At 63.2% G+C, this 22272-nt stretch carries 24 protein-coding genes; 13 read left to right on the top strand and 11 right to left on the bottom strand.

Going from position 1 to position 22272, the window contains the following annotated elements; translation table 11 throughout:
• Positions 1 to 309 precede the first annotated feature (309 nt).
• The 5 genes from sucD to ABVQ20_RS04525 form a co-directional block, all read right to left on the bottom strand.
• Positions 310 to 1209 (bottom strand): succinate--CoA ligase subunit alpha, encoded by a 900-nt coding sequence (gene sucD / locus ABVQ20_RS04505; RefSeq protein WP_354458302.1) that lies wholly within the window; start codon positions 1207 to 1209, stop codon positions 310 to 312.
• A gap of 12 nt (positions 1210 to 1221) precedes the next feature.
• Positions 1222 to 2406 (bottom strand): malate--CoA ligase subunit beta, encoded by a 1185-nt coding sequence (locus ABVQ20_RS04510; protein WP_354458304.1) that lies wholly within the window; start codon positions 2404 to 2406, stop codon positions 1222 to 1224.
• 18 nt (positions 2407 to 2424) lie between these two features.
• On the bottom strand, positions 2425 to 3387 hold the full coding sequence (locus tag ABVQ20_RS04515) for an HpcH/HpaI aldolase/citrate lyase family protein (RefSeq protein WP_354458306.1): 963 nt from the start codon (positions 3385 to 3387) through the stop codon (positions 2425 to 2427).
• 10 nt (positions 3388 to 3397) lie between these two features.
• On the bottom strand, positions 3398 to 4588 hold the full coding sequence (locus tag ABVQ20_RS04520; RefSeq protein WP_354458308.1) for an aminotransferase class V-fold PLP-dependent enzyme: 1191 nt from the start codon (positions 4586 to 4588) through the stop codon (positions 3398 to 3400).
• Positions 4589 to 4715: 127 nt separating this feature from the next.
• Positions 4716 to 5369, bottom strand: a complete 654-nt coding sequence (locus tag ABVQ20_RS04525) for a LuxR C-terminal-related transcriptional regulator (RefSeq protein WP_354458309.1) — start codon at positions 5367 to 5369, stop codon at positions 4716 to 4718.
• 285 nt (positions 5370 to 5654) lie between these two features.
• Here ABVQ20_RS04525 and ABVQ20_RS04530 point away from each other — a divergent pair, with 285 nt between their 5' ends.
• Positions 5655 to 6041, top strand: coding sequence for a MerR family transcriptional regulator (locus ABVQ20_RS04530; RefSeq protein WP_006203215.1), 387 nt, complete (start codon positions 5655 to 5657; stop codon positions 6039 to 6041).
• A gap of 101 nt (positions 6042 to 6142) precedes the next feature.
• On the opposite strand, the gene ABVQ20_RS04535 is transcribed toward ABVQ20_RS04530, so the two are convergent.
• Together ABVQ20_RS04535 and ABVQ20_RS04540 are read right to left on the bottom strand one after the other, a co-directional pair.
• Positions 6143 to 6619: a methyltransferase family protein gene (locus ABVQ20_RS04535; RefSeq protein ID WP_354458311.1), complete on the bottom strand. Its 477-nt coding sequence runs from the start codon at positions 6617 to 6619 to the stop codon at positions 6143 to 6145.
• Positions 6616 to 7614, bottom strand: coding sequence for an acetyltransferase domain-containing protein (locus tag ABVQ20_RS04540; protein WP_354458312.1), 999 nt, complete (start codon positions 7612 to 7614; stop codon positions 6616 to 6618). Before ABVQ20_RS04540 ends, ABVQ20_RS04535 begins: the two co-directional genes overlap by 4 nt.
• 284 nt (positions 7615 to 7898) lie before the next feature.
• Between ABVQ20_RS04540 and ABVQ20_RS04545 the strand changes: the two genes are divergently transcribed.
• Positions 7899 to 9098: an MFS transporter gene (locus ABVQ20_RS04545; RefSeq protein ID WP_354458313.1), complete on the top strand. Its 1200-nt coding sequence runs from the start codon at positions 7899 to 7901 to the stop codon at positions 9096 to 9098.
• 3 nt (positions 9099 to 9101) lie between these two features.
• On the opposite strand, the gene ABVQ20_RS04550 is transcribed toward ABVQ20_RS04545, so the two are convergent.
• Positions 9102 to 10283 carry an aromatic ring-hydroxylating oxygenase subunit alpha gene (locus ABVQ20_RS04550; RefSeq protein ID WP_354458314.1) on the bottom strand — a complete coding sequence of 394 codons (1182 nt, stop codon included), beginning with the start codon at positions 10281 to 10283 and terminating at the stop codon, positions 9102 to 9104.
• A gap of 209 nt (positions 10284 to 10492) precedes the next feature.
• Here ABVQ20_RS04550 and cobU point away from each other — a divergent pair, with 209 nt between their 5' ends.
• Positions 10493 to 11020, top strand: a complete 528-nt coding sequence (gene cobU / locus ABVQ20_RS04555) for a bifunctional adenosylcobinamide kinase/adenosylcobinamide-phosphate guanylyltransferase (protein ID WP_354458316.1) — start codon at positions 10493 to 10495, stop codon at positions 11018 to 11020.
• Position 11021: 1 nt separating this feature from the next.
• The gene (cobO, locus tag ABVQ20_RS04560; RefSeq protein ID WP_354458317.1) at positions 11022 to 11651 is read left to right on the top strand and encodes a cob(I)yrinic acid a,c-diamide adenosyltransferase; all 630 of its coding nucleotides are present in this window, start codon (positions 11022 to 11024) and stop codon (positions 11649 to 11651) included.
• A 12-nt stretch (positions 11652 to 11663) separates the two neighbouring features.
• Here cobO and cbiB read toward each other — a convergent pair whose 3' ends face one another.
• A complete protein-coding gene (cbiB, locus tag ABVQ20_RS04565; RefSeq protein WP_354458319.1) occupies positions 11664 to 12635 on the bottom strand; it encodes an adenosylcobinamide-phosphate synthase CbiB in 972 nt (323 codons plus the stop codon).
• Here cbiB and cobD point away from each other — a divergent pair.
• On the top strand, positions 12634 to 13689 hold the full coding sequence (gene cobD / locus ABVQ20_RS04570) for a threonine-phosphate decarboxylase CobD (protein WP_354458320.1): 1056 nt from the start codon (positions 12634 to 12636) through the stop codon (positions 13687 to 13689). The two genes, cbiB and cobD, sit on opposite strands and share 2 nt — an antisense overlap.
• Positions 13686 to 14195: a tyrosine phosphatase family protein gene (locus ABVQ20_RS04575; protein ID WP_354458322.1), complete on the top strand. Its 510-nt coding sequence runs from the start codon at positions 13686 to 13688 to the stop codon at positions 14193 to 14195. The genes cobD and ABVQ20_RS04575 overlap by 4 nt, the downstream gene beginning before the upstream one ends.
• Here ABVQ20_RS04575 and ABVQ20_RS04580 read toward each other — a convergent pair.
• Together ABVQ20_RS04580 and ABVQ20_RS04585 are read right to left on the bottom strand one after the other, a co-directional pair.
• Positions 14192 to 14995 carry a creatininase family protein gene (locus ABVQ20_RS04580; RefSeq protein ID WP_354458323.1) on the bottom strand — a complete coding sequence of 268 codons (804 nt, stop codon included), beginning with the start codon at positions 14993 to 14995 and terminating at the stop codon, positions 14192 to 14194. The genes ABVQ20_RS04575 and ABVQ20_RS04580 overlap by 4 nt on opposite strands.
• 55 nt (positions 14996 to 15050) lie before the next feature.
• Positions 15051 to 15434: a RidA family protein gene (locus ABVQ20_RS04585; RefSeq protein ID WP_354458325.1), complete on the bottom strand. Its 384-nt coding sequence runs from the start codon at positions 15432 to 15434 to the stop codon at positions 15051 to 15053.
• A 265-nt stretch (positions 15435 to 15699) separates the two neighbouring features.
• Between ABVQ20_RS04585 and ABVQ20_RS04590 the strand changes: the two genes are divergently transcribed.
• Genes ABVQ20_RS04590 through ABVQ20_RS04620 form a run of 7 tightly spaced genes read left to right on the top strand, consistent with a single transcriptional unit; the run spans position 15700 to position 22259 of the window.
• A complete protein-coding gene (locus ABVQ20_RS04590) occupies positions 15700 to 16704 on the top strand; it encodes an ABC transporter substrate-binding protein (RefSeq protein ID WP_354458327.1) in 1005 nt (334 codons plus the stop codon).
• Between the two features lie 12 nt (positions 16705 to 16716).
• Complete coding sequence (locus tag ABVQ20_RS04595; protein WP_354458328.1) at positions 16717 to 17544, top strand: ABC transporter ATP-binding protein; 828 nt, start codon at positions 16717 to 16719, stop codon at positions 17542 to 17544.
• Entirely contained in the window at positions 17531 to 18382 is an 852-nt protein-coding gene (locus ABVQ20_RS04600) for an ABC transporter permease (RefSeq protein ID WP_354458329.1), read from the top strand. Before ABVQ20_RS04595 ends, ABVQ20_RS04600 begins: the two co-directional genes overlap by 14 nt.
• 4 nt (positions 18383 to 18386) lie before the next feature.
• Positions 18387 to 19688: a cytosine deaminase gene (locus ABVQ20_RS04605; RefSeq protein ID WP_354458330.1), complete on the top strand. Its 1302-nt coding sequence runs from the start codon at positions 18387 to 18389 to the stop codon at positions 19686 to 19688.
• Entirely contained in the window at positions 19688 to 21091 is a 1404-nt protein-coding gene (locus tag ABVQ20_RS04610) for an FAD-binding oxidoreductase (RefSeq protein WP_354462123.1), read from the top strand. The genes ABVQ20_RS04605 and ABVQ20_RS04610 overlap by 1 nt, the downstream gene beginning before the upstream one ends.
• A complete protein-coding gene (locus ABVQ20_RS04615) occupies positions 21091 to 21672 on the top strand; it encodes an NAD(P)H-dependent oxidoreductase (protein WP_354458331.1) in 582 nt (193 codons plus the stop codon). The genes ABVQ20_RS04610 and ABVQ20_RS04615 overlap by 1 nt, the downstream gene beginning before the upstream one ends.
• A complete protein-coding gene (locus ABVQ20_RS04620) occupies positions 21672 to 22259 on the top strand; it encodes an NAD(P)H-dependent oxidoreductase (protein ID WP_354458333.1) in 588 nt (195 codons plus the stop codon). Before ABVQ20_RS04615 ends, ABVQ20_RS04620 begins: the two co-directional genes overlap by 1 nt.
• The last annotated feature ends 13 nt before the right edge of the window (positions 22260 to 22272 follow it).

Consider the following 22272-nt stretch of genomic DNA (forward strand, 5'->3'; position numbering starts at 1 on the left):
CCAGGGCTTTTTGTTGTTGGAGTATCTGGAAGGTCGTCCCAGGTTCGCAATCGCCGCCTGGCTCAAATCCGCGTTGTGCGTCGCGTGATCTGGTGGGACGAGTAGCCTAGATCCAGCCTATCCGCTGCACCAGTCAGATCAAAGGTCGGTCCTGGCCCGCACCTTGCTCAAGTCCTTGCGCGGCCTCATTGTGGCACAATTCTCGACCGCACCAAAACATCCCTGCGATCGGAAATGAATGCGGCGCCGCCTGATAGAGACCGCGCCGCATTCGTTACAGCCGTTACTCGTTGTCTTTGACTTTGCCGATCACGCCGCCTTCTTCATCCGGGCCAGCGTATCGGCAACGACCTCACCAAAGGACGCGGGTGTCGGCACGATGACGACGCCGGCTTCCTTGAGGATCTCGACTTTTTCCTGCGCCGACTCGCCAAAGGCAGAAATGATCGCGCCGGCATGGCCCATGCGCCTGCCTTTTGGAGCGGAAAGCCCGGCAATATAGGCGATCAGCGGCTTGCGCATGTTGTCGCGCGCCCAGATCGCGGCTTCGGCTTCCTGGGGGCCGCCGATCTCGCCGATCATCACCACGGCGTCGGTATCGTCGTCATGCTCGAACAGCTTCAGCATGTCCTTGAACGACGAACCGTTGATCGGATCGCCGCCGATGCCGACGCTGGTCGACACGCCGATGCCATGGGCCTTCATCTGCGAGGCGGCTTCGTAGCCAAGCGTGCCCGAGCGCCCGACGATGCCGACGCGGCCGGGAAGGTAGATGCTGCCCGGCATGATGCCCATAAGTGCCTGTCCGGGGGTGATGACCCCGGCGCAGTTCGGTCCGATCAGCCGCATGCGGTCCTCGAAGCGATAGCGGCGCATGTAACGCTTGACCTGCATCATGTCCTGCGAAGGAATGCCGTCGGTGATGCAGACGCAGAGCTTTATGCCGGCATCCGCGGCTTCCATGATCGAGTCAGCGGCAAACGGCGGCGGCACGAAAACGATGCTGGCCTCCGCGCGGGTCTCGCGCACGGCGCCCTTCACCGTGTTGAAGATCGGCAGGCCGAGATGCGTCTGCCCGCCCTTGCCGGGCGTCACGCCGCCGACGAGCTTGGTGCCATAGCGCTTCATGTCCTCGGCGTGGAAGCTGCCGATCTTGCCGGTGAACCCCTGAACGATAACTCGTGTGCTGCGGTTGAGCAGGATTGCCATTTTTGAGCTCCCTCAGCTTGCTTTTTTCAATGACACCGAGCGCCAGGCGGCGACGGCTTTTTCGGCGGCTTCGGCCAGCGTGTCGGCAACGATCACCGCTTCGCCGGAATCGGCGAGTATGCGACGTCCTTCCTCGACCTTTGTGCCGGCGAGCCGTACCACCAACGGCACGTTGACGCCGACTTCGCGGATCGCCTTGACGACACCCTCGGCGACCCAGTCGCAGCGGTTGATGCCGGCGAAAATGTTGACGAGGATGGTCTCGACATTCTTGTCGCCAAGCACGGCTCGGAACGATTTCGCGACCCGCTCGGGCGAGGCGCCACCGCCGATGTCGAGGAAGTTGGCCGGCTCGCCCCCGGCGATCTTGATCATGTCCATCGTCGCCATGGCGAGGCCGGCGCCATTGATGATGCAGCCGATATTGCCGTCGAGGCCGACATAGGAAAGGCCACGGTCGCTGGCAAAGGTCTCGCGCGGGTCCTCCTGGCTCTTGTCGCGCAATTCGGAGATTTCCGGTCGGCGAAACAGCGCGTTCTCGTCGAACGACATCTTGGCGTCGAGCGCGACGAGATTGCCGTCGCGCGTTACCACCAGCGGATTGATCTCGAGCATCGAGGCATCGTAGTCGCGGAACACCTGGTAACAGCCGAGGATTGTTTCGGTCGCCTTGCCGATCAGGTTCTGATCCAGGCCGAGGCCGAAGGCGATCTCGCGCGCCTGGAACCGCTGCATGCCGACGCCGGGATCGACCGTGGTCCGGATGATGGAATCGGGAGCGTCCTGGACGATGTCCTCGATCTCCATGCCGCCGGCGGCGGACGCGACGATCATGACGCGCTCTTCCTTGCGGTCGAGGACGAAGCCGACATACAGCTCCTGTGCGATGTCGACGGCTTCCTCGAGATAGAGCCTCGATACAAGCTTGCCGCGCGGCCCGGTCTGCTGGGTCACCAGCTTGCGCCCCAGCATGGCCTCGGCGGCGTTTGAGATTTCCTCGTCATTGACGCAGAGCTTGATACCGCCAGCCTTGCCACGCGCGCCGGAGTGAACCTGCGCCTTGACGACCCATTTGCCGCCGCCGATCTCGCGGGCGCGGTAGGTCGCCTGCTCAGGGCTGTAGGCCAGCCCGCCGCGCGGGACATGGACCCCGTGGCGTGCCAGCAGTTCCTTGGCCTGATATTCGTGGATATCCATTTTGTCCTCCCTGTATCGTCAATGCGCGGCGGCGCGCGCATGACCTGCGCGTTCGATTGCCTCGTTGACCACCAGCACGTTGCGCGCCATGCGCTCCGACGCCGCGTCGATCATCTTGCCGTCCAGCGCCGCCGCTCCCTTGCCCTGCGCCTCGGCCTCCTTGAGCACCTCCAGGATGCGCCTGGCCCGGGTGACCTCTTTTTCCGGGGGTGAGAACACGGTGTTGGCAAGCTCGATCTGCGACGGGTGTATCGCCCATTTGCCTTCAATCCCGAGTGCCGCCGCGCGCCTTGCGCCCGCGATATAGCCCTCCGGGTCGGAGAAATCGCCGAACGGTCCATCGATGGCCCTCAGGCCATAGGCCCGGCAGGCGACCGTCATCCGTGACAAGGCAAAATGCCACTGGTCACCAGGATAGTCGGGGTTGAGGCCGCCAATGTTGACGGTGCGCGCCTTGCAACTGGCGGCATAGTCGGCGACCCCGAAATGCATTGCCTCCAGTCGTCCGGGGAAAGCCGCGATCGCCTCGACATTGGCCATGCCCAGCGCCGTCTCGATCAGCGCTTCGAGACCGACGCGGGTTTGATATCCCTTGGCCATCTCGATCTGGTTGATCATGGCCTCGACCATATAGAGATCGGCGGGAACGCCGACCTTCGGCACCAGGATGGTGTCCAGCCGGTCGCCGGCCTGTTCCATCACGTCGACGACGTCGCGGTACATGTAATGCGTGTCGAGGCCATTGATGCGCACCGAGACGGTCTTGCCCTTGGCGCGCCAGTCGATGTCATTGAGAGCCTGGATGATGTTCTTGCGTGCACGCTCCTTGTCGGGCGGGGCGACCGCGTCCTCGATATCGAGAAAGACAAAGTCGGCGGCGCTGTTGGCCGCCTTGTCGATCATTTCCGGGCTCGAACCGGGAACGGCCAGTTCGCTGCGTTGCAGGCGGAGTTTCCTGAGATGGTTGATGGTGTGGCTCATGGTTCGGTCCTCACGCTGCCTTGGCGACGAGCATTTCGCCCGAGTCCCGGAAGTGCTTCATCGCCGCACCCACGCCCGCCCCCGGCGCGAGCCGGACGCCGCAGTCGAGCAGCGCCATTTCCGCCGCCGACAGCGAGGCGCAGACCATCACTTCGTTCAGCCAGCCGAGGTGGCCGATGCGGAAAACCTTGCCGAACACCTTGTTGAGACCGCCGCCAAGCGACGTCTGGTATTTCTGGTAGGCACGCTTGACGACATCGCCGCTGTCGATGCCTTCCGGCACAAGGATGGCGCTGACCGTGTCGGAGTGCCATTCCGGAGCCTTGGCGCACAGCTTCAGGCCCCAGGCGTCGACGGCCTTGCGCACGCCTTCGCCCAAGCGATGGTGACGGGCGAAGATGGCGTCGAGCCCTTCTTCGGCAATCAGGTCGAGCGAGGCGCGCAGGCCGCGCAGGAGTTGCGTCGCCGGCGTGTAGGGGAAATAGCCGGCGTCGTTGGCGCGGATCATGTCCTCGAACGAGAAGAAGCAGCGCCGGTGGGTCGCGGTCCTCGAAGCGGCCAGCGCCTTCTTGCTGACCGACAGGAAGCCGAGACCGGCCGGAAGCATGAAGCCTTTCTGCGAGCCGCTGACGGCGCAGTCGACGCCCCATTCTTCCTGCCGGAAATCGATCGACCCTATCGACGACACGCCGTCGACGAAGAGCAGGGCAGGGTGGTTCGACGCATCGAGCGCGGCACGACAGCCGGCGACGTCGCTGGTGACGCCGGTCGCGGTCTCGTTCTGGGTGCAGAAGATCGCCTTGATGCGGTGTGCCTTGTCGGCCTTGAGCCGCTCCGCATAGAGGTCGAGCGGGACACCGGTTCCCCACTCGCAGTCGATCACCTCGACATCGAAGCCCAGGCGCTCGGCCATGTCGACCCAAAGATGCGAGAACTGGCCAAAGCGCGACATCAGCACGCGATCGCCCGGGCTGAGCACGTTGGTCATTGCCGCCTCCCAGGCGCCCGTGCCGGACGATGGGTAGATGAAGACGCGGCCGGTTTCGTTCTTGAAGACGCGCTTGATATCCTCGAACAGCGGCAATGTGAAATCAGGGAACGATCCCGCGCGCATGTCCTCCATCGGAAGGTTCATGGCTTGCCGGACCTGTTCGGGGATGTTGGTAGGCCCCGGAATGAAAAGATGGGTGAACCCAGCCATGGTGCGAACTCCTCTGATGCGTGAAGCAATCGTGGAGGAAGTCTCGTTTCGATGACGGCTCGCAACAACACCTTTGCGGGTAAGATATCACCGCGTGTGGGTAGGCCAGGCCTACCCGAAAGGCTACCTAGGAGCCGCGACGCTTCTCACTCGAATAGAGTGCGACCGCCATTGCCCGATTGCGGACGGCAAGCTTGTCGTAGAGATTCTTGAGATGATACTTCACGGTATTCTCGGAGATACCGGTGCGTGTCGCGATCTGCAGGTTGGTCCAGCCGTCGGCAAGCACCGCCAGAAGTTCCCGCTCCCGCACCGTGAGCCGCGACAGCGGCGTGTCGTTGACCTTGTTGATGTCGATGTAAGGGATGCAGATGCGGCCGTGCGCGACCGCGAGGATCGTCTCGAAGATGATCTGGGGCTCGTCGAACTGGAAACAGTAGCCATGGGCCCCGAGGCGCACGCATTGCTTCAGGATTCCGATATCGTGTTCGTTCGAAAAGACAGTAACGCGCACGTTGAGCTTGCGGTTCTGTATCTCCGCCAGGAGGTCGGCGCCGTCCATGTCGACGAGTTTCCAGCCGATGACGGCGACATCGAATTGCGACGCCGTTGCGAGTTCCAGGAAATGCTTGCCGCTGCGCACCGAGCCGAAAAACTCGAAACGCCCGTCGCATTCCAGCATTTCACGCAGGGCCGACAACACCAGCGGGTTGCGTTCGGCGACGAGAACGCGAACGCGCTGTTCAATTGCCTGGTCTGTTCTCTCCGACTGGATGTTCAAGGGTTCCCGGTTGTTCTGGACCGATTTGAGGGTATAGGCCGATCCTGTTGTTTCTGTTCACCTCACGCTACGGCAATTTTGTCCCATCCGCGAATGGGTGCTCTTTCCCCAGCGACATACACTGTCGCGTCGCTTGAACCCGGCACATGCCCTCAATTGACTTTTACGTAAATGCCGTGCGAGGCTCGGCGTGTTGGGGCAACATGCCGATTCCAGATGGGTCGGCGTGGGACGGAAGGGGCCGATAATCGGCAGGGGTGTCCGGTCCCGGCATGTGGAGTGGCAATGCGGGAATATTATTCGATCACCGAACTGACCCGCGAATTCGACGTTTCGACGCGGACGCTGCGCTTTTACGAGGATGAGGGGCTGGTGCAGCCGGTGCGGCGCGGCCGTACCCGCCTGTTCCGTCCGTCGGACCGGCATCTCATCCGCCAGATCATGCGCGGAAAGAGGCTCGGCTTCTCGATCAACGAGATCCGCGAAATCATCCAGATGTACAAGGAGCCGCCTGGCGAGGTCGGCCAACTCAAGCTGATGATCAAGCGCATCGAGGAGAAGCGCGAGGATCTCAGGCAGAAACGGCGCGACCTCGAAGAGACGCTAGCTGAGCTCGACCAGGCCGAGGAATCATGCGTTGAGCGGCTCGTGGAGCTTGGCGTGAATACGTAAGGGTCTTCTCAACACAATCGCTTCCGGGCGCCGACATCGACAACACGTCGGAAACTGTCATTGGCTTGAAGCGACTGCCCGGCTGCCAGCGTTTCGGCGGCTTAAATCCAGCGCCGCACTCTTTTTGCGTAGTCCCGGTATTTCTTGCCGAACTTGGCCGCAAGGATTTTCTCCTCGCCTTCGATCGCGACTTTTTGCGTAACGAAGGCGGCGATGAAAGCCAGCGGCAGGAACCAGGCTATTCCCGAGACAAAGGCCACGCCGATCAGCAGCAGCGTGTTGGCCAGGTACATTGGATTGCGGGTAATGCCGAACGGGCCGCTCGTTACCAGATGGTCGGGCACGGCATTGGGATTGAGCGTGGTCTTGGCCCGCATCATGGTGCGGATCGCCGTGAACCAGAGCGCGGCGACGCCGAGCAGCGCCACCCAGCCGGCCGCGAACAGGATGTCGCCCAACAGGTCGCCGATCCAGGGCAACGGATAGAGAAGCCCGAGCACGACGCTGACGGCGATGGCCGCGATATAGATCAGCGGCGGCCACGGTATGATTCCCGGCTTTGGCTGGTTGTCGGTCATTGCGCCCCTCCCTCCATCATCTTGTCCTCGGCCTTGGCGGTGCAGGTGTCGGCGAGGTCGCCCAGATGCGCTTTCCATTCGGCGGTCTGGTCGTTGCTGTAGAGCCGGTCGAGCGTGGTCTCGCTCTCCAGCGCATCGAGCATGCACCCACAATAGGCTGTACAGAACGCCTTGTCGCGCTGCTGCTCGCAAGAGACCTGGCAGGCTTTCAGGAAATTGACCTGCTTGGTTTCGACCGGCGCCGGCATAATCTGCGCAAACAGCCAGACGCAGGAGATAAGCAGGGGTTGGTGGATCAGGTAGAAGGCCAGGCTGTGGCGGCCGATGAAGACCAGCGGGTTTGCCCAGCGTCCAGGCGTGACACTGGCCAGGCGCGTCAGGATGCCGGAGGCAGCGGCAAGCTTGGTCACGCCAATGCCCACAAGCACGGCACCGAACCATGGAAACAGCGGAACGTAGTCGTTGGAGCGCGGATTGTTCGCCGACAGGCCGACCCACCATAGGGCAGGATGGTCGAAAATCTCGGAACGCAGGTAAAAGGGCGCAGCAATGACGAGCGCCGCGATGATAAGCATCAGCAACGCCGGCAACCGCAGGAACAGCAGCCCGAGCAGGCTTGCCAGTGCGATCTCATGCAGGATGCCGAAGAAGATGAAGCCGTCCGGCGTGGCGATCCGGGTGACGATCGATATGGCGAGTGCCGCCACGGCAACCATGGCGAAGCGCTTCCAGAAGCCGTTCCAGCGGATTTTCTTGCCATGGGCCAGGAACAGGCTGACGCCGACCAGGAACAGGAAGGTCGAAGCGATGCAACGCGCATAGATCTTCCACCAGCCAAAGGCGGTCAGGCCGGGATCGGTATAGCCGAAGAACTCGAGATCCCAGGTGAAATGGTAGCTCGCCATGGCAAGCAGCGCGATGCCACGGAGCACGTCGATGCTGACGATGCGCCTTGGTTGATCCTGAACGGGTGCGGTCGGCGTATGGATGCTCATGGTCTCGCGATCTGAATCGGCCCCTGCAAGACGACTATCACGGTTGCCCCGGACAAAAGAAGCTGGCCACGCGCGACTTCAATGTGGATTAGCGGCGACGGGCACATTCTGCCTCTTGTTGCCCCATGGAGTATTGGATCGGCATCGCATCAGGATCTGCTTTAGGCCAGCACCGGAAAGCCTTTGGCCGGCTTCGCTTTTGCGGGGAATGCGTCGGTTTCCTGTTACTCGCCCGGGAAGGCTCCCTGCAGATTTGGGTCTGCGATTCTGCTTCAGGGGAAGCGATGTCCACCCATGTGCGTCATCCGATCTGGCTTCCGGCCCTCAAGGCCGCGGATGCGCGCACTTTTGCCTCGCTCTATGCGGTCGAATCCTTCGCCCGCGCCATCGTGTCGAGCGTCATCCCGATCCAGGCCTATGAGATCCTGCACAATGAGCAGATCGTCTCGATTCTCTACACCATCGTGGCGATGCTCGGCCTGTCGGTGACACTGTTCATGCCGATGCTGATCCGGCGTTTTGCCCGGCGCTGGGTCTACACCGCCGGCGCCTGCCTGCTCGCCATCGGCTCGCTGTTCTTCGTCACGCACACGCTTGCCGGGCAATTGACAGGTATGCTGTGCCGCGTCATGGGCGCCAGCGCGCTGGGCATCACGCTCAACCTCTACATCATGGATCACATCCGCAAGACCGATTTCATGCAGGCCGAATCGCTGCGCATGGCGTGGTCGATGGTGGCGTGGACCGGAGGTCCGACGCTTGGCATCTTCCTCTACACGCGTTTCGGCATCTATGCGGCGCATGGCGCGGTCGCCGTCTTCGCCATGATCCTGCTGGCGCTGTTCTGGTTCTACCGGCTCAGCGACAACCAATTGATCCGCCCGGGCAAGACGCGGCCAGCCAATCCGCTCGCCAATATCGGCCGCTTCATCGCCCAGCCGAGGCTGCGGCTGGCCTGGCTCATCGCCTTCGGCCGCTCATGCTTCTGGACGACCTTCTTCGTCTATGGGCCGCTGTTCATGGTGATCACCGGGCAAGGCGACATGGCCGGCGGCCTGCTGGTTTCCGCCGGCAATGCGCTTCTGTTCATGGCGATCTTCTGGGGCAAGGCCGGAAAACGCTTCGGTGGCCGCCGCACCATGACATTTGCATATTTCGCCATGTCGGCAACGCTTCTGGCGGCTGGCGCCGTTGGCGAGACCGTGCCGCTTCTGACCGGCGCCTTCCTGCTTTGCGGCGCCTTCTTCACCATCGCGCTCGACGCGCTGGGCTCGACCGCCTTCATGCGCTCGGTGCGCTCCTACGAGCGAGCGCAGATGGCGGCTGTCTATCGCACCTATCTCGACTTTTCCGAGCTGACGCCGCCGCTGGTCTATTCCGTGGTGCTGGCGTTTTTCGGCCTTGGGGCGGTCTTCGCCACGCTCGGCATCCTGGCCGCGATCTGCGGCTTCGTGACGTGGCGGTACCTGCCGAAGTCTCTCTGATCCTCAGGGCGTGGGCGAAACCGCTGCGTGGCGCTCGCGTATCCAGTTGTGGAAGCGGTGCAGCTCATACTCCTCGGGCATGAGAACGCCGACCTCGTGGCGCATCGAGTGCAGGCCTTTCTGATTGACCTCGCAGATCGCCGCATCTTCCTCCAGCACCTGCTTGCCGAAGGCGACGATGTTGTCGATGTCGGCTTGAGGTGCCTTCAAGGCTTCCGGCGCAAACAGCCATTCGGCGGTCAGTTCGGTCTGCTCCGGACCCAGCGGCGCAAGCCGTACGGTGCGGACATAGTCGACATGGCCGACGACGAACATGGACGGCAGGTTGGTGGCATAGGTCTGACCGGCGGAGCGTTCGGCCGGCGTCAGGCCGACGAAGACCGGCCCATGCGCGCGCCCGTCGCTCGACCATGTTTCGGCTCCATTTCTCAGGCCGCCTGAAAATTCCGGCGCGTCATTGTCGGCATGGCGCGCCCATTCGGGGTCGTCATGCCGGCCCATCAGGCCACGACCGTAGATCGGCACCAGTCGCGACAGGTCCTTGTGGACGCCCGGGCAGTGCAGGCACTCGTTGAAGTTTTCCCAAAAAATCTTCCAGTTGCAGTTCATCACCTTGCGCAGCACATGGCCGGTCACCAGTGTTTCCAGCGGCCAGTTGCCGAGATTGCCGGATGCGGGATCGAACGAGTTTTCGGCTGAGCCTTCGGCGTCTTCCCGCAGGTTGATGAAAACAAAGCCGCGCCACACCGAGAGCGCTACCTGGTAGAGCGGATGATCGGCCTTGTCGAAACCTTCGGGCAGCGATTTCGACGGCACGCGCACAAGATCGCCGCGCAGCGAATAGGACCAGGCATGATAGGGGCAGGTGAGGAGCCGAGCCTTCAGCCGGCCCTCGCTTTCCTGGCACAGTTGCGAGCCGCGATGCCGGCAAGTGTTGTGGAACGCGCGGAGAACGCCTGTCTCGTCGCGCAGCACCACGATTTCCTGCGTGCCGACCCTGAACGTCCTGAATGCCAGCGGCTCGGCGAGGTCGGTCTCGCGGCAGACGAGCAGCCAGCTTCGATACCAGATGGCGTCGAGGTCGCACTGATAGGCCGACATATCCCAATAGGCCGATGACGGCAGCGTCGCTTCAGCCCGGGTCAGTCCGTTGTAGGTGGCGCGCTTGCTAGGGTCGGGTTGCATGGCTGGCTCCCTAAGTTGGCTGAACGTTCAGCCAATACCTACCCATGAGAATTGTCAATTGGCGCACCGGTCCGGCGGCCTTTCGAGGCGAAGGATTTTCCTTGGCCAGCGGCGATTCCGGCAAGGGGCAGCAAGAACCGGCTTGCAACCCTGCTGGTTGGAGGCAATAGGATGAAAACCGATTTCTTCCGTGGCGCTTGATCTGACTGATGGCTGATCCCGTTGCACATGAGGGTACGCTGACCTTTCTCATCGGCGGCGCACGCTCCGGCAAGAGCCGCCATGCCGAGGTGCTGACGACCGCTCATCCGGCGCCGTGGACCTACATTGCCACCGCGCAAGCCTATGACGACGAGATGCGCGAGCGTATCGCCTTGCACCGCTCGCGCCGAGGCGAGGGCTGGGCGACCATCGACGCACCGCTCGACCTTGCCGGTGCGATCGAGACGCTGCCGGATGGCCGGCCGCTGCTGGTAGACTGCCTGACCTTGTGGCTGACCAACCATATGCTGGCCGAACATGATGTGGAGGCCGAATGCCGGCGATTGGCGGATGTGCTGTCGCGGCCGCGGGGGCCGTGGTTCGTGGTTTCCAACGAGGTCGGCCAGGGCATCGTGCCTGACAATGCGCTGGCTCGCCGTTTTCGCGATGCCGCCGGCCGGCTCAACCAGCAGGTTGCGGCAGTCGCCGAAACAGTGTTGCTGATGGTGGCGGGGCTGCCGCTGAAGGTGAAGTGACATGACCGATATCGAGCACAAGATCGTCGACGACAGGGACGAGGAACGCCACCGTGCCAAGATGGCCAAGCGCAAGGCGGTGCAGGACGCCGAGGTGGCCGCCAAGACGGTCGAGAAGGGGCTTTTGATCGTCAACACAGGACCCGGCAAGGGCAAGACCACAGCCGCTTTCGGTCTGGCCTTGCGGATGCTCGGCTACGGGAAGCGCGTCGGCGTCGTCCAGTTCATCAAGGGCAAATGGCATACCGGCGAGAAGGACGCCTTCGCCGCCTTCGGCGACCGCGTCGTCTGGCACACGATGGGCGAAGGGTTTACCTGGGAAACGCAGGACCTGAAGCGCGATATCGCGGCGGCTGAAGCTGCGTGGGCCAAGGTGCTCGAACTGATGGCTGATCCGTCGATCAGCCTGCTGGTGCTCGACGAGTTGAATATCGCCTTGCGCTACGACTATCTCGATCTCGAAAAAGTGGTCAACGCGCTGAAGGCGCGGCGCGAAGGGCTGCATGTCGTCGTCACCGGCCGCAATGCCAAGCCGGCGCTGGTCGAGGCCGCCGATCTGGTCACCGAAATGGGCGTGACCAAGCACCATTTTTCGGCTGGGGTGAAAGCGCAGCAGGGGATCGAGTTCTGAACGCCGATCCCGTCATGCGACGATGACGACGACCGCGACCAGACCGAACAGCCCGATCAGCAGGTAGTCGGCGACCCGATAGAGTTTCAGGGCGCGCCTTATGTCGAGGCTGTCGACTTCGCGGCGGCCGCCTTCGCCCATGAACACGTCGTCGACCATGACGCCGCCGTAGCTGCGCGGGCCGGCAAGCGCGAGGCCGAGCGCTCCGGCCATGGCCGCTTCCGGCCAGCCGGCATTGGGCGAGCGATGCTTCCTGGCGTCACGCCAGACGGCGCGCCAGGCGTTGCCTGCGTCCGCATCCCTGACGAGGAAGGCCGCCAGCACAATGAGCAGCGCTGTCAGCCTCGACGCCGGCAGGTTGATCAGGTCATCGAAACGCGCGGCGGCCCAGCCGAAGGCCTCGTGACGCGGTGTGCGGTGGCCGATCATCGAATCGGCGGTGTTGGCGGCCTTGTAGGCGACGCCGCCGGGCAGGCCGCCAACGCCGATCCAGAAGGCGGGTGCGACGATGCCGTCAGAAAAATTCTCGGCCAGGCTTTCGATCGCCGCGCGGCCGACGCCGGCCTTGTCGAGCCTTTCCGGGTCGCGGCCAACGATCTGCGAGACGGCGATGCGGCCCATCGCCAGGCCGCCGGTCTCGAGCGCGTCGGCCACGGCCTCGACGTGCTCGTACAGGCTCTTTTGCGACAGCAGCGCGGTTGCCAGGATCGCTGTGATCACCAATCCGGCGGGCAGCATCCGCCAGAGCGCGATTTCGATGCCAAGCGCGATCACAGCAGGCAGCAGGACAATGATCAGCAGCGCGACAACACCTCGCCGGCGACGCTGCACGTCGGAATCAGCGGCGCGGTTGAGCCTGAGGTCGAGAAAGGATATCAGCCTGCCAAACCACGTCACGGGATGGCCGATGGCGCGGAAGAGCCAGTCCGGATAGCCCAGTGCGAGTTCGATGGCCAGGGACAGGAAAGCGATCAGGACGGACATGAAGCTTCTTGATGGAGCGATTGCGACAGTGGATCACGGCGGCAGTCTTGGCCGGGCGAGGGCGCTCTTTCCCAACGCACCGCAGCCTTTCGTTGATCTCTCGACGGGGATCAATCCGCACTCCTATCCGCTTTTCGACCTGCCCGCCACCGCCCTGTGGCGTCTGCCGGAAAAGACGCGCGCGCGTGAACTGGCCGAAGTCGCGGCGGGCGCCTATGGCGCGCCTTCCGCGGCGCATGTCGCGGCGGGGCCGGGAACGCAGATTCTGTTGCCGCGCGTTGCCTCCCTGGTCAGGCCCGGCAGAGCGTTGGTGCTGGGGCCGACCTATGCGGAGCATGCGCGGGCAGCAGCGATCGCAGGTCACGCGGTGACGGAGGTCGAGGATTTCGAGGTTCTTGCGGCGGCCGACCTTGCCGTGATCGTCAACCCCAACAATCCGGACGGTCGCGTCGTCTCGCGTGCGAAGCTGCTGGAGCTTGCCGCAGTATTGCGCGCCAAGGGCGGGTTGCTGGTTGTCGATGAGGCGTTCATGGATGTCGGCCCGCGCGCCGAGAGCCTAGCGGGAGATGTTGGGCAGGGCGGCATCGTAGTGCTGCGCTCTTTCGGCAAGTTCTTCGGCCTGGCCGGCCTGCGGCTGGGTTTTGCGATCTCCGATGCCCTGACGGTCGAACGGCTGGAGACACAGCTTGGCCCCTGGGCGGTTGCCGGGCCGGCGCTGGAATATGGCATCAAGGCGCTCGCCGACATCGGCTGGCAGGATGATATGCGAGCGTCGCTGGCCGATGCCGCTGCACGGCTGGACGGCTTGTTTGGCGGCTTCGGCGTTTCCGTCGCCGGTGGCACCACCTTGTTTCGCTATCTTCGCCTGACGGACGCCGCCGGGCTGTTTTCAGCACTCGGTGAGCGCGGCATCCTGCTTCGTCATTTCACTGACCGTCCGCATGTGCTGCGCGCTGGTTTGCCGGGATGTCAGGAGGAATGGCTGCGGCTCGAATCGGCTCTTGCCGAATGGGCGTCACGGCGCGACGATCCGCCAAGGGAAAAGATACGATGATCCATGTCTGTTCACTGGCGAAGGTCGAGGAGACGGTGGCAAGGACCGGCGCCGCCCGGTTGCTTTCGCTGTTGTCCGCCGGCACGGAGGTGACGCGCCCGGCATCGATCGCCAGGGAAAACCACCTGCATCTTGTCATGCATGACATCGCGGTGGCGCAGGACGGCATGACCATGCCGGGCGAAGAGCATGTGCTCGACATGCTCGACTTTGGCCGCCAGTGGGATCGCACACGACCGCTGGTCATACATTGCTATGCGGGCATCAGCCGTTCGACAGCCTCGGCCTACATTATCGCCGCCGCGCTGGCACCGCAGCGCGACGAGGTGGAACTGGCGAGGACGCTGCGCCAATTATCGCCATCGGCGACGCCCAATCCGCGCCTGATCGCGGTCGCCGACGCGCTGCTCGATCGCAAGGGCCGCATGGTCGAGGCGATCCAGGCGATAGGCCGTGGCGCCGATGCCTTCGAGGGCACGCCTTTCGAACTGAAGATCGAAGGTTAGCTCAGCCAGTCGGCGAGCTTTGCCTTGCGCACATCCCTCAGCAGGCTGATGAAACCATCGGCCTGATGCTCGGCGGTCAGCCGGCCTTTTTCCGCCGTGGCGATGCTGGCATCGCCGACGACGCCGTTCGGGTTGAGATCGCCTGCGATCCAGGCGAAGGCATGCGTGCCGGTGTGGCGCAGCAGCGAGAATTCCTTTTCGGCCTTGGCGACATTGGAGACGAAATTGTCGGCCTTGCCCATGTCGACGAGGTCGGGCCGGAAATGCAGCATCAGCGAGGTCTCGACATCGCCGCCGTGGATGCCGTGGCGGTCCTCGAGTTCGGTGTACATGCCGGCCGGCCGGCCGAAGCGCTGCCAGCTGGTCTTCACCGCCAGCATCCTTTCGCGCACGCGCAACTCGCGGGTGATGATGCCCATGATCTCCTCATTGCCACCATGCGAGTTGACGACGATGAGCTTGCGCACGCCGGCCCGCGCGATCGACAGGCCAAGCTCCGTCCAGGCCTCGACCAATGTCGTTGCAGGCAAGGTGAGGGTGCCCGGCGCATGCAGGTGCTCGTTCGACTTGCCGATCGCCTGCACCGGCAGGATGCGGATGTCGAGATCATCGGGCAAGCGGGCGATGACCGTGTCGAGCATGCCGTTCATGATCGATGTGTCGGTCGAGACGGGGAGGTGCGGACCGTGCTGTTCGATCGCCGCCACCGGCAGCACGGCGATGGTCGCCTCGGGATCGATCGAGGCATATTCGGTGGTCCGGTAGTCGCCCCACCACACGCGTCTCTTCGCAACAGTCATATCGTGCCTCTTGAATGGTCGGGGCAGACCTAGCGCGGGAAGCGCGGCCTGTCGATCACCCCGCCGCGATGGCCTCGACCTCGACCTTGAATTCCGGCCGGGCAAAGCCGGAGACGATCATCAGCGTCGAGGCCGGCGCGGGGCTGGAGAACAGCCTGTCGCGGACGTCCATATAGGGCCGCAGATGCGCCCGGTCGGTGACATAGGCGTTGATGCGCACGATATCTGAAAGCCCGAGGCCAGCCTCGCCCAGAACCGCGGCGATGTTTTGAAAGCAAAGCTCGGCCTGAGCGCCGGCATCCTCGGGGATCCGGTCATCCGCTGTGATGGCGACCTGGCCCGAACACAGCACCAGCCGCTTGCCGGCGGGAACCTCGACGCCGTGGCTGTAGTGGGCGAAGGGCGGCTTGATCGACTTCGGTGTGAGGAATTTGAACATGGCAATCTCCGTTTCGAGGCCAGCCTAAGGCGGTAGCGGTGACATCTTCAAGATGGCGGTTCATGTCGTCGGCGCGATTGTGGACAGCAGTTCAAAAAATAGGCACGATGCCTTTCGTACAGCATGACCCGTTCGCCCTTGACGCGTGACTGCGATGCAAGCGGGCGGTCCCGGCACGAGGGGCCGGTGGCATGTGTCTTGCTTCTTGAACCAATGGTGTCGAGCCCGGCGTGGAACGTGCCGGAGCAAACAGAGGGTGGTCTCGATGTACGGAAGACGGAAGATTTCGGCGGGCGCGATCGCGCTGCTCGCGGCCAGCACGTTTGGAGCGGCCGCCAATGAGAAGGTCACCTTCGGCACCAACTGGCTGGCCGAGCCGGAGCATGGCGGATACTATCAGGCCATTGCCGACGGAACCTATGCCGCCTGTGGCCTCGACGTCACCATCATGCAGGGCGGTCCGCAGGTCAGCGGCAGGCCGATGCTGCTTGCCGGAAAGATCGACTTCTACATGGGCGGCAACCTGCTTTCGGCTTTCGACGCCGTGCAGCAGGGCATTCCGATGCGCGTGGTGGCCGCCGATTTCCAGAAGGACCCGCAGGTGATGATGTCGCAGCCCGGCCAGGGGCTCGACACATGGGACGACCTGAAGAACGCCGACCAGTACATACTGGGCGACGAGGGCGCGCAGACATTTTTCCAGTGGATGATCACCGATCTCGGCTTCGACGCCACCAAGCGCGTGCCCTACACCTTCAATCCGGCGCCGTTCATCGCCAACAAGAAGTCGATCCAGCAGGGCTACGTCACCTCCGAGCCGTTCGCGGTCAAGAAGGCGGGCGGTTTCATGCCCGACCAGTTCCTGCTGGCCGACTATGGTTGGGACACCTACGCGACGACGGTCGAGGTCATGCAGGACACGATCGACAAGCGCCCGGAGGTCGTCCAGTGCTTCGTCGATGGCTCGGCCAAGGGCTGGTACAAATATCTCTACGGCGACAACAAGGCCGCCAACGACATGATCAAGAAGGACAATCCGGACATGACGGATGAGCAGATCGCCTTCTCGATCGAACAGCTGAAGAAATTCGGCATCGTTGATTCCGGCGATAGCGAGAAGCTGGGCATTGGCGCCATGACCGATGCGCGCATCCAGAGTTTTTATGACAAGATGGTCAAGGCCAAGGTCACGCCCGCGGGCATCGATATCAAGAAGGCCTACACGCTGGCCTTCATCAACAAGGGTGTCGGGCTCGACCTGAAGAAATAGGCCGGGTCGCTGATGATGCAGGAAAAATTGGCGCAAGCGCCAACGGCCTGGGGAACTCGCCCGACGTTGCTGGCCTTGCGCGGCGTCGGCAAGGTGTTTTCCAACGGCGTGACGGCGCTCGACAATGTCGACCTGACGATCCGGGACGGCGATTTTCTCAGCCTTCTCGGTCCTTCCGGATGCGGCAAGTCGACGGCGCTGCGGCTGATTGCCGGCCTGTCGACGCCGACTTCCGGCCTGCTCGACTGGCGTGGCGGCGGCTCGCTTGACCGCTCCAACATCGGCTTCGTCTTCCAGGAACCGACACTGCTGCCCTGGGCCGATGTCTTCGACAATGTCTGGCTGCCGCTGCGGCTCAAGGGTATTTCGCGGACACAGGCGGCGCCGGCGGTCAACGAGATGTTGGCGCGGGTCCACCTGACGGGCTTTGAAAAGGCGGTGCCGCGCGAGCTTTCCGGCGGCATGAAGATGCGCGTCTCGATCGCCCGCGCCATGGTAACCAAGCCGCGCGTGCTCTTGATGGATGAGCCGTTCGCGGCGCTGGACGAGATCACCCGCTTCAAGCTGAACAACGATCTCTTGGAACTGTGGCAGGACGAGCGCTTCACCGTCGTCTTCGTCACCCACAGCGTGTTCGAAAGCGTTTTCCTGTCCAACCGGATCGTCGTCATGGCGGCGCGGCCGGGCAGGGTGTTCGATGAACTCACGGTAGAGGCGGCCTATCCGCGCGACGAGATCTTTCGTACCTCGCCCGACTATGCAGCGCTCTGCCGCCAGGCCTCCGACGTTTTGGTCAACGCCATCAATTCAACCGCGGGGTCGCATCATGACGGCCATTGAAGACGGTGCGGTGAAGCTCGATCCCGAAGAGGCGCGCCGCGTACGCGAGGACCGGCTGGAGCGCATAGGTCGATGGGTGCTGCCACTGGCGATCATGATCCTGGCCATCTGGCTGTGGGATCGCATCTGCGTCTGGAACGACATCCCGAAATACATCCTGCCGCGCCCCGGCGTGGTGCTGCAGACGCTGCATGATGATGCCGGGCTCTTGTTCTCCTCGCTGTTGGTGACGCTCAGGATCACCTTCCTCAGCCTTGCGCTCGCCGTCATCGGCGGGGTCGGACTGTCGGTGTTGTTCGCGCAGTCGAAATGGGTTGAGATGTCGTTCTTCCCGTTCGCCATCGTCCTGCAGGTGACGCCGATCGTCGCCATCTTCCCGCTGATCAACATCTATGTCGGCAACCAGACGACCAAGCTGCTGCTCTGCGCCTGGATCGTCGCCTTCTTCCCGATCCTGTCCAACACCACGCTTGGCCTCAATTCCGTCGACCGCAACCTGCTGGACATGTTCAAGCTCAACGGCGCGACGCGATGGCAACAGTTGCGCTACCTCCGGCTGCCGGCGGCGATGCCCTATTTCCTCGGTGGATTGAAGATCGCCGGCGGCCTGTCGCTGATCGGTGCGGTCGTGGCGGAGTTTGTGGCCGGCGCGCAGGGGCAGTCATCAGGGCTTGCCTCGCGCATCATCGAGGCCGGCTACCGGCTCAACGCGCCGCGCCTGTTCGCGGCGCTGATCCTGATTTCGCTCACCGGCATCCTGATCTTCCTTGTGCTGTCGCTGATTTCGCATTTCATTCTCAGGCGCTGGCACGAAAGCGCACTGAAGCAGGAGCGGTAAGTCCTTGATTCCCAATTCTGGTTCATACCGGCTCACCAATGTCCGGCTTCATGCGTCCGTGACACCAGGCCTTGCAGCGACATTCGATGGCGACGGCTTTGCGCTGGCCGATATCACCGTCGCTGACGGCAGGATTTCCAGTCTCTCGGCGCATAGTCGCACAGCGGCGCCGGCCGGCGCCGTCGACCTTGCCGGCCGCATCGTGCTGCCGTGCTTCGTCGACTGCCATACCCATATCGACAAGGGCCATATCTGGCCGAGAAAACCCAATCCCGACGGCACGTTCATGGGCGCGCTGAACGCCACCGGCGCTGACCGCGCCGCGCGCTGGAGCGCGGAGGATGTCGCTCGACGCATGGATTTCTCGCTGCGCTGCGCCTACGCGCACGGTACGAAGGCGTTGCGGACCCATCTCGACAGCGTGGCGCCGCAGGAAGAAATCTCCTGGCCGGTGTTCGAGACGATGCGCGAAACATGGCGTGGGCGCATCGAACTGCAGGCGGCCTGCCTGATCGGTATCGAAGGCGTGCGCGAAAAGGCATGGTTCGAGGGCCTGGCTAACCGAGTGGCGGCCGCCAAGGGCGTGCTTGGTGTCGTCACCTATATGGTGCCGGACCTGGAGGCGCTTCTTGACCAGGTGTTCGCGCAAGCGATCAAGCACGGCCTCGATCTCGATTTCCATGCCGACGAGACCGACGACATCGCCGCGATCTCGCTGAAGAAGATCGCGGAGGCCGCGCTCTGGAATGGCTTCGAGGGCAATATCCTCGTCGGCCATTGCTGCTCGCTGGCGCGCCAGCCCGACCTCGACGTACACGCCACGCTGGACAAGGTTGCCAAGGCCGGACTGGCGGTAGTGTCGCTGCCGATGTGCAATCTCTACCTTCAGGATCGGCGCGCTGACCACACCACGCCGCGCTGGCGCGGCGTGACGTTGCTGCACGAGATGAAGGCGCGGGGCATTCCGGTTGCCGTCGCCTCCGACAACACGCGCGATCCGTTCTATGCCTATGGCGATCTCGACATGCTGGAAGTCTACCGCATGGCGACGCGCATCCTGCATTTCGATCATCCGGTCGCCGACTGGCCGCAAGCGGTGACAGCGACACCGGCCAGGGTGATGCGGCTCGATGGTGTCGGCATCCTTGCTGCCGGCGGGCCTGCCGACTTCATCCTGTTCAAAGGTCGAAGCTGGACGGAATTGCTGTCGCGGCCCGAATCGGATCGCATCGTCGTGCGCGGAGGGCGTGCGATCGACCGGCAATTGCCTGATTATGCCGAACTCGACGAGCTGATGGTGAAATGATGGATATCGCCGCGCTCAAACGCGATCTCGACGGGATAAAACTCGACGACAATCCTGCCATCGTCCAGCAGAAGAGCCGCGACTTCTACTGGTACAGCCCGGTGCTGAAGCAGCAGCTCGACCGTGTCACTGGCGATCTGATCGTGACGCCCAGGAACGAGGCCGAGGTGATCCGCGTGCTGGCCGCCTGCCACCGGCACGGCATCCCGGTGACGCCACGCGGCAGCGGCACCGGCAATTACGGGCAGGCGATGCCGCTCTCGGGCGGCGTGGTGCTCAACCTTGCCGACATGAACGAGATCAAGTCGATCGCGCCAGGGCGTGTGGTGACCGGACCGGGCGCGATTCTCGCTGACATCGACAAGGCGACGCGGGCGCATTCGGGCCAGGAGCTGCGGCTGTCGCCCTCCACCTACAATACGGCCTCGATCGGTGGCTTCATTGCCGGTGGTTCGGGCGGGGTCGGCTCGATCAATTTCGGTGGCCTGCGCGATTTCGGCAATGTGCTGCGGCTGCGCGTGGTGACCATGGAAGCCGAGCCGAAGGTGCTCGAACTCACCGGCGAGGATCTGCATAAGGTCACCCACGCCTATGGCACCAACGGCATCATCACCGAAGTCGAGATGCCATTGACCGCCGCGTATGAATGGGTCGACGTCATCGTCGGCTTCGATGCCTTCATGGATGCCGCCCGCTATGGCAATGCGCTGGCTTGCCAGGATGGCATCCTCACCAAGCTGATCACGCCGATCGCAGCCCCCGTGCCGCAGCTCTATTTCAAGCGGCACCAGAAATTCCTGAAGGACGGGCAGAGCATCTGCGTCGTCATGGTGGCGCCGCACGGGCTCGACGCTTTCCTTGCCTTCACCCGCCGCGCCGGCGGCGAGGTGATCTTCAATGCCGCGACAGCGACGCCGGACGAGAAAAAGGGTCTGCCGCCTGCCTATGAGCTTGCCTGGAACCACACGACGCTGCGGGCGCTGCGAGTCGATCCTTCGATCACCTATCTGCAGTCGCTCTATCCCTTTCCCAACCAGCTGGCGCTGGTCGAGAAGATGGATGCAATGTTTCCCGGCGAGGTCTTTTCGCATCTCGAATTCGTACGGCTGGATGGCAACATCACCTGCTTCGGCCTGCCGCTGGTGAAGTTCACCACCGAAGCGCGGCTCGACGAGATCGTGCGCCTGCACGAGGACAATGGGTGCCCGATCTTCAACCCGCACCGCTACACGCTGGAGGAGGGCGGCATGAAGCAGACGGACGCGGTGCAACTTGCCTTCAAGCGCGAGACCGATCCGCAAGGGCTGCTCAACCCCGGCAAGATGATCGCCTGGGAAAACCCGGACTATGACTACCGTTCGGGCCGGACTTTCCTGTTCAAGGGGCTGCAAAAGGCAGGCTGATGAACATCCTCGTGCTCTACGCCCATCCGGTCGAGAACAGCTTCAACGCCGGCCTGCACCGGATGATCGTCGAGCGGCTGGCGACGGGAGGCCATACGGTCGATGACTGCGACCTTTACGCCGAGGGTTTCGATCCCCGGCTGACGCGAGCCGAACGGCTCGGCTACCACAACGAACGCGGCGACGAAGATGCCGTGGCGCCCTATGTCGAACGCCTGCTGCGCGCCGATGCGCTGGTGCTTTCCTATCCGGTCTGGAACTACGGCTTTCCGGCGATCCTGAAGGGTTTCTTCGATCGCGTCTTCCTGCCCGGTGTGTCGTTCAAGCTGGTCGACGGCAAGGTGCAGCCGTCGCTGCACAACATCCGCAAGATCGCGGCGGTCACCACCTATGGCGGCAGCCGGTTCCGCGCCATACTGATGGGCGATCCGCCGCGCAAGCTGATCAAGCGAATGCTGCGCGCCACCGTAAAACCTGGCGCGCCGGTGGCCTATATCGCTGAATATTCGATGAACCTGTCGACCGATGAAACGCGCAGGGCTTTCATGGCGAAGGTCGCGGCCAGGATGGATGCGTTCTGATGCGGGTCCTGGTGGTCTACTGTCATCCGGTGCCCGAAAGCTTCTGCGCTTCGATCCGGGACAGTGCCATCGAGGTGTTGAAGGCGGGAGGCTGGGAGGTGCGGCTGCTCGACCTCTATGCCGAGAATTTCAACCCGGTGATGGGTTGCGACGAGCGACGCTCCTACAATGACCGGGCGCCGCAGGACCCGGCATTGAAGCCGCATTTCGAGCTTCTCAGCTGGGCCGAAGCGATCCTGTTCGTCTATCCGACCTGGTGGTACGGGCTGCCGGCGATGCTGAAGGGCTGGCTCGACCGGGTCTGGGCAACGGACGTCGCCTTCAAATTGCCGGCGGGCAAGGGGCGGATCAAGTCGCTGATGACGCATGTGACCAAGGTCGGCGTCATCACCACCTGCGGCGCGCCGACATGGTGGAGCGTCGTCGTCGGCCAGCCCGGACGGAAAACCCTGCTGCGCGGCATGCGGGCGTTGTGCGCGACCAGGTGCCGGACATTCTACCTGGCGCATTATCTGATGGACGCTTCGACGCCAAAGAGCCGGGCGGCGTTTCTGGCGAAGGTGCGTGCGAAGCTGGAGCGGTTTTGAACGCAGGCCTTTC

It is taken from the genome of Mesorhizobium shangrilense, from assembly GCF_040537815.1.
GTDB classification, from domain to species: Bacteria; Pseudomonadota; Alphaproteobacteria; order Rhizobiales; family Rhizobiaceae; genus Mesorhizobium; species Mesorhizobium shangrilense.

Excerpts from the sequence above, each read along its gene's own strand:
- sucD (WP_354458302.1), bottom strand. The coding sequence starts at position 1,209 with ATGGCAATCCTGCTCAACCGCAGCACACGAGTTATCGTTCAGGGGTTC.
- ABVQ20_RS04510 (WP_354458304.1), bottom strand. The coding sequence starts at position 2,406 with ATGGATATCCACGAATATCAGGCCAAGGAACTGCTGGCACGCCACGGG.
- ABVQ20_RS04515 (WP_354458306.1), bottom strand. The coding sequence starts at position 3,387 with ATGAGCCACACCATCAACCATCTCAGGAAACTCCGCCTGCAACGCAGC.
- ABVQ20_RS04520 (WP_354458308.1), bottom strand. The coding sequence starts at position 4,588 with ATGGCTGGGTTCACCCATCTTTTCATTCCGGGGCCTACCAACATCCCC.
- ABVQ20_RS04530 (WP_006203215.1), top strand. The coding sequence starts at position 5,655 with ATGCGGGAATATTATTCGATCACCGAACTGACCCGCGAATTCGACGTT.
- ABVQ20_RS04535 (WP_354458311.1), bottom strand. The coding sequence starts at position 6,619 with ATGACCGACAACCAGCCAAAGCCGGGAATCATACCGTGGCCGCCGCTG.
- ABVQ20_RS04540 (WP_354458312.1), bottom strand. The coding sequence starts at position 7,614 with ATGAGCATCCATACGCCGACCGCACCCGTTCAGGATCAACCAAGGCGC.
- ABVQ20_RS04545 (WP_354458313.1), top strand. The coding sequence starts at position 7,899 with ATGTCCACCCATGTGCGTCATCCGATCTGGCTTCCGGCCCTCAAGGCC.
- ABVQ20_RS04550 (WP_354458314.1), bottom strand. The coding sequence starts at position 10,283 with ATGCAACCCGACCCTAGCAAGCGCGCCACCTACAACGGACTGACCCGG.
- cobU (WP_354458316.1), top strand. The coding sequence starts at position 10,493 with ATGGCTGATCCCGTTGCACATGAGGGTACGCTGACCTTTCTCATCGGC.
- cobO (WP_354458317.1), top strand. The coding sequence starts at position 11,022 with ATGACCGATATCGAGCACAAGATCGTCGACGACAGGGACGAGGAACGC.
- cobD (WP_354458320.1), top strand. The coding sequence starts at position 12,634 with ATGAAGCTTCTTGATGGAGCGATTGCGACAGTGGATCACGGCGGCAGT.
- cbiB (WP_354458319.1), bottom strand. The coding sequence starts at position 12,635 with ATGTCCGTCCTGATCGCTTTCCTGTCCCTGGCCATCGAACTCGCACTG.
- ABVQ20_RS04575 (WP_354458322.1), top strand. The coding sequence starts at position 13,686 with ATGATCCATGTCTGTTCACTGGCGAAGGTCGAGGAGACGGTGGCAAGG.
- ABVQ20_RS04580 (WP_354458323.1), bottom strand. The coding sequence starts at position 14,995 with ATGACTGTTGCGAAGAGACGCGTGTGGTGGGGCGACTACCGGACCACC.
- ABVQ20_RS04585 (WP_354458325.1), bottom strand. The coding sequence starts at position 15,434 with ATGTTCAAATTCCTCACACCGAAGTCGATCAAGCCGCCCTTCGCCCAC.
- ABVQ20_RS04590 (WP_354458327.1), top strand. The coding sequence starts at position 15,700 with ATGTACGGAAGACGGAAGATTTCGGCGGGCGCGATCGCGCTGCTCGCG.
- ABVQ20_RS04595 (WP_354458328.1), top strand. The coding sequence starts at position 16,717 with ATGATGCAGGAAAAATTGGCGCAAGCGCCAACGGCCTGGGGAACTCGC.
- ABVQ20_RS04600 (WP_354458329.1), top strand. The coding sequence starts at position 17,531 with ATGACGGCCATTGAAGACGGTGCGGTGAAGCTCGATCCCGAAGAGGCG.
- ABVQ20_RS04610 (WP_354462123.1), top strand. The coding sequence starts at position 19,688 with ATGGATATCGCCGCGCTCAAACGCGATCTCGACGGGATAAAACTCGAC.
- ABVQ20_RS04615 (WP_354458331.1), top strand. The coding sequence starts at position 21,091 with ATGAACATCCTCGTGCTCTACGCCCATCCGGTCGAGAACAGCTTCAAC.
- ABVQ20_RS04620 (WP_354458333.1), top strand. The coding sequence starts at position 21,672 with ATGCGGGTCCTGGTGGTCTACTGTCATCCGGTGCCCGAAAGCTTCTGC.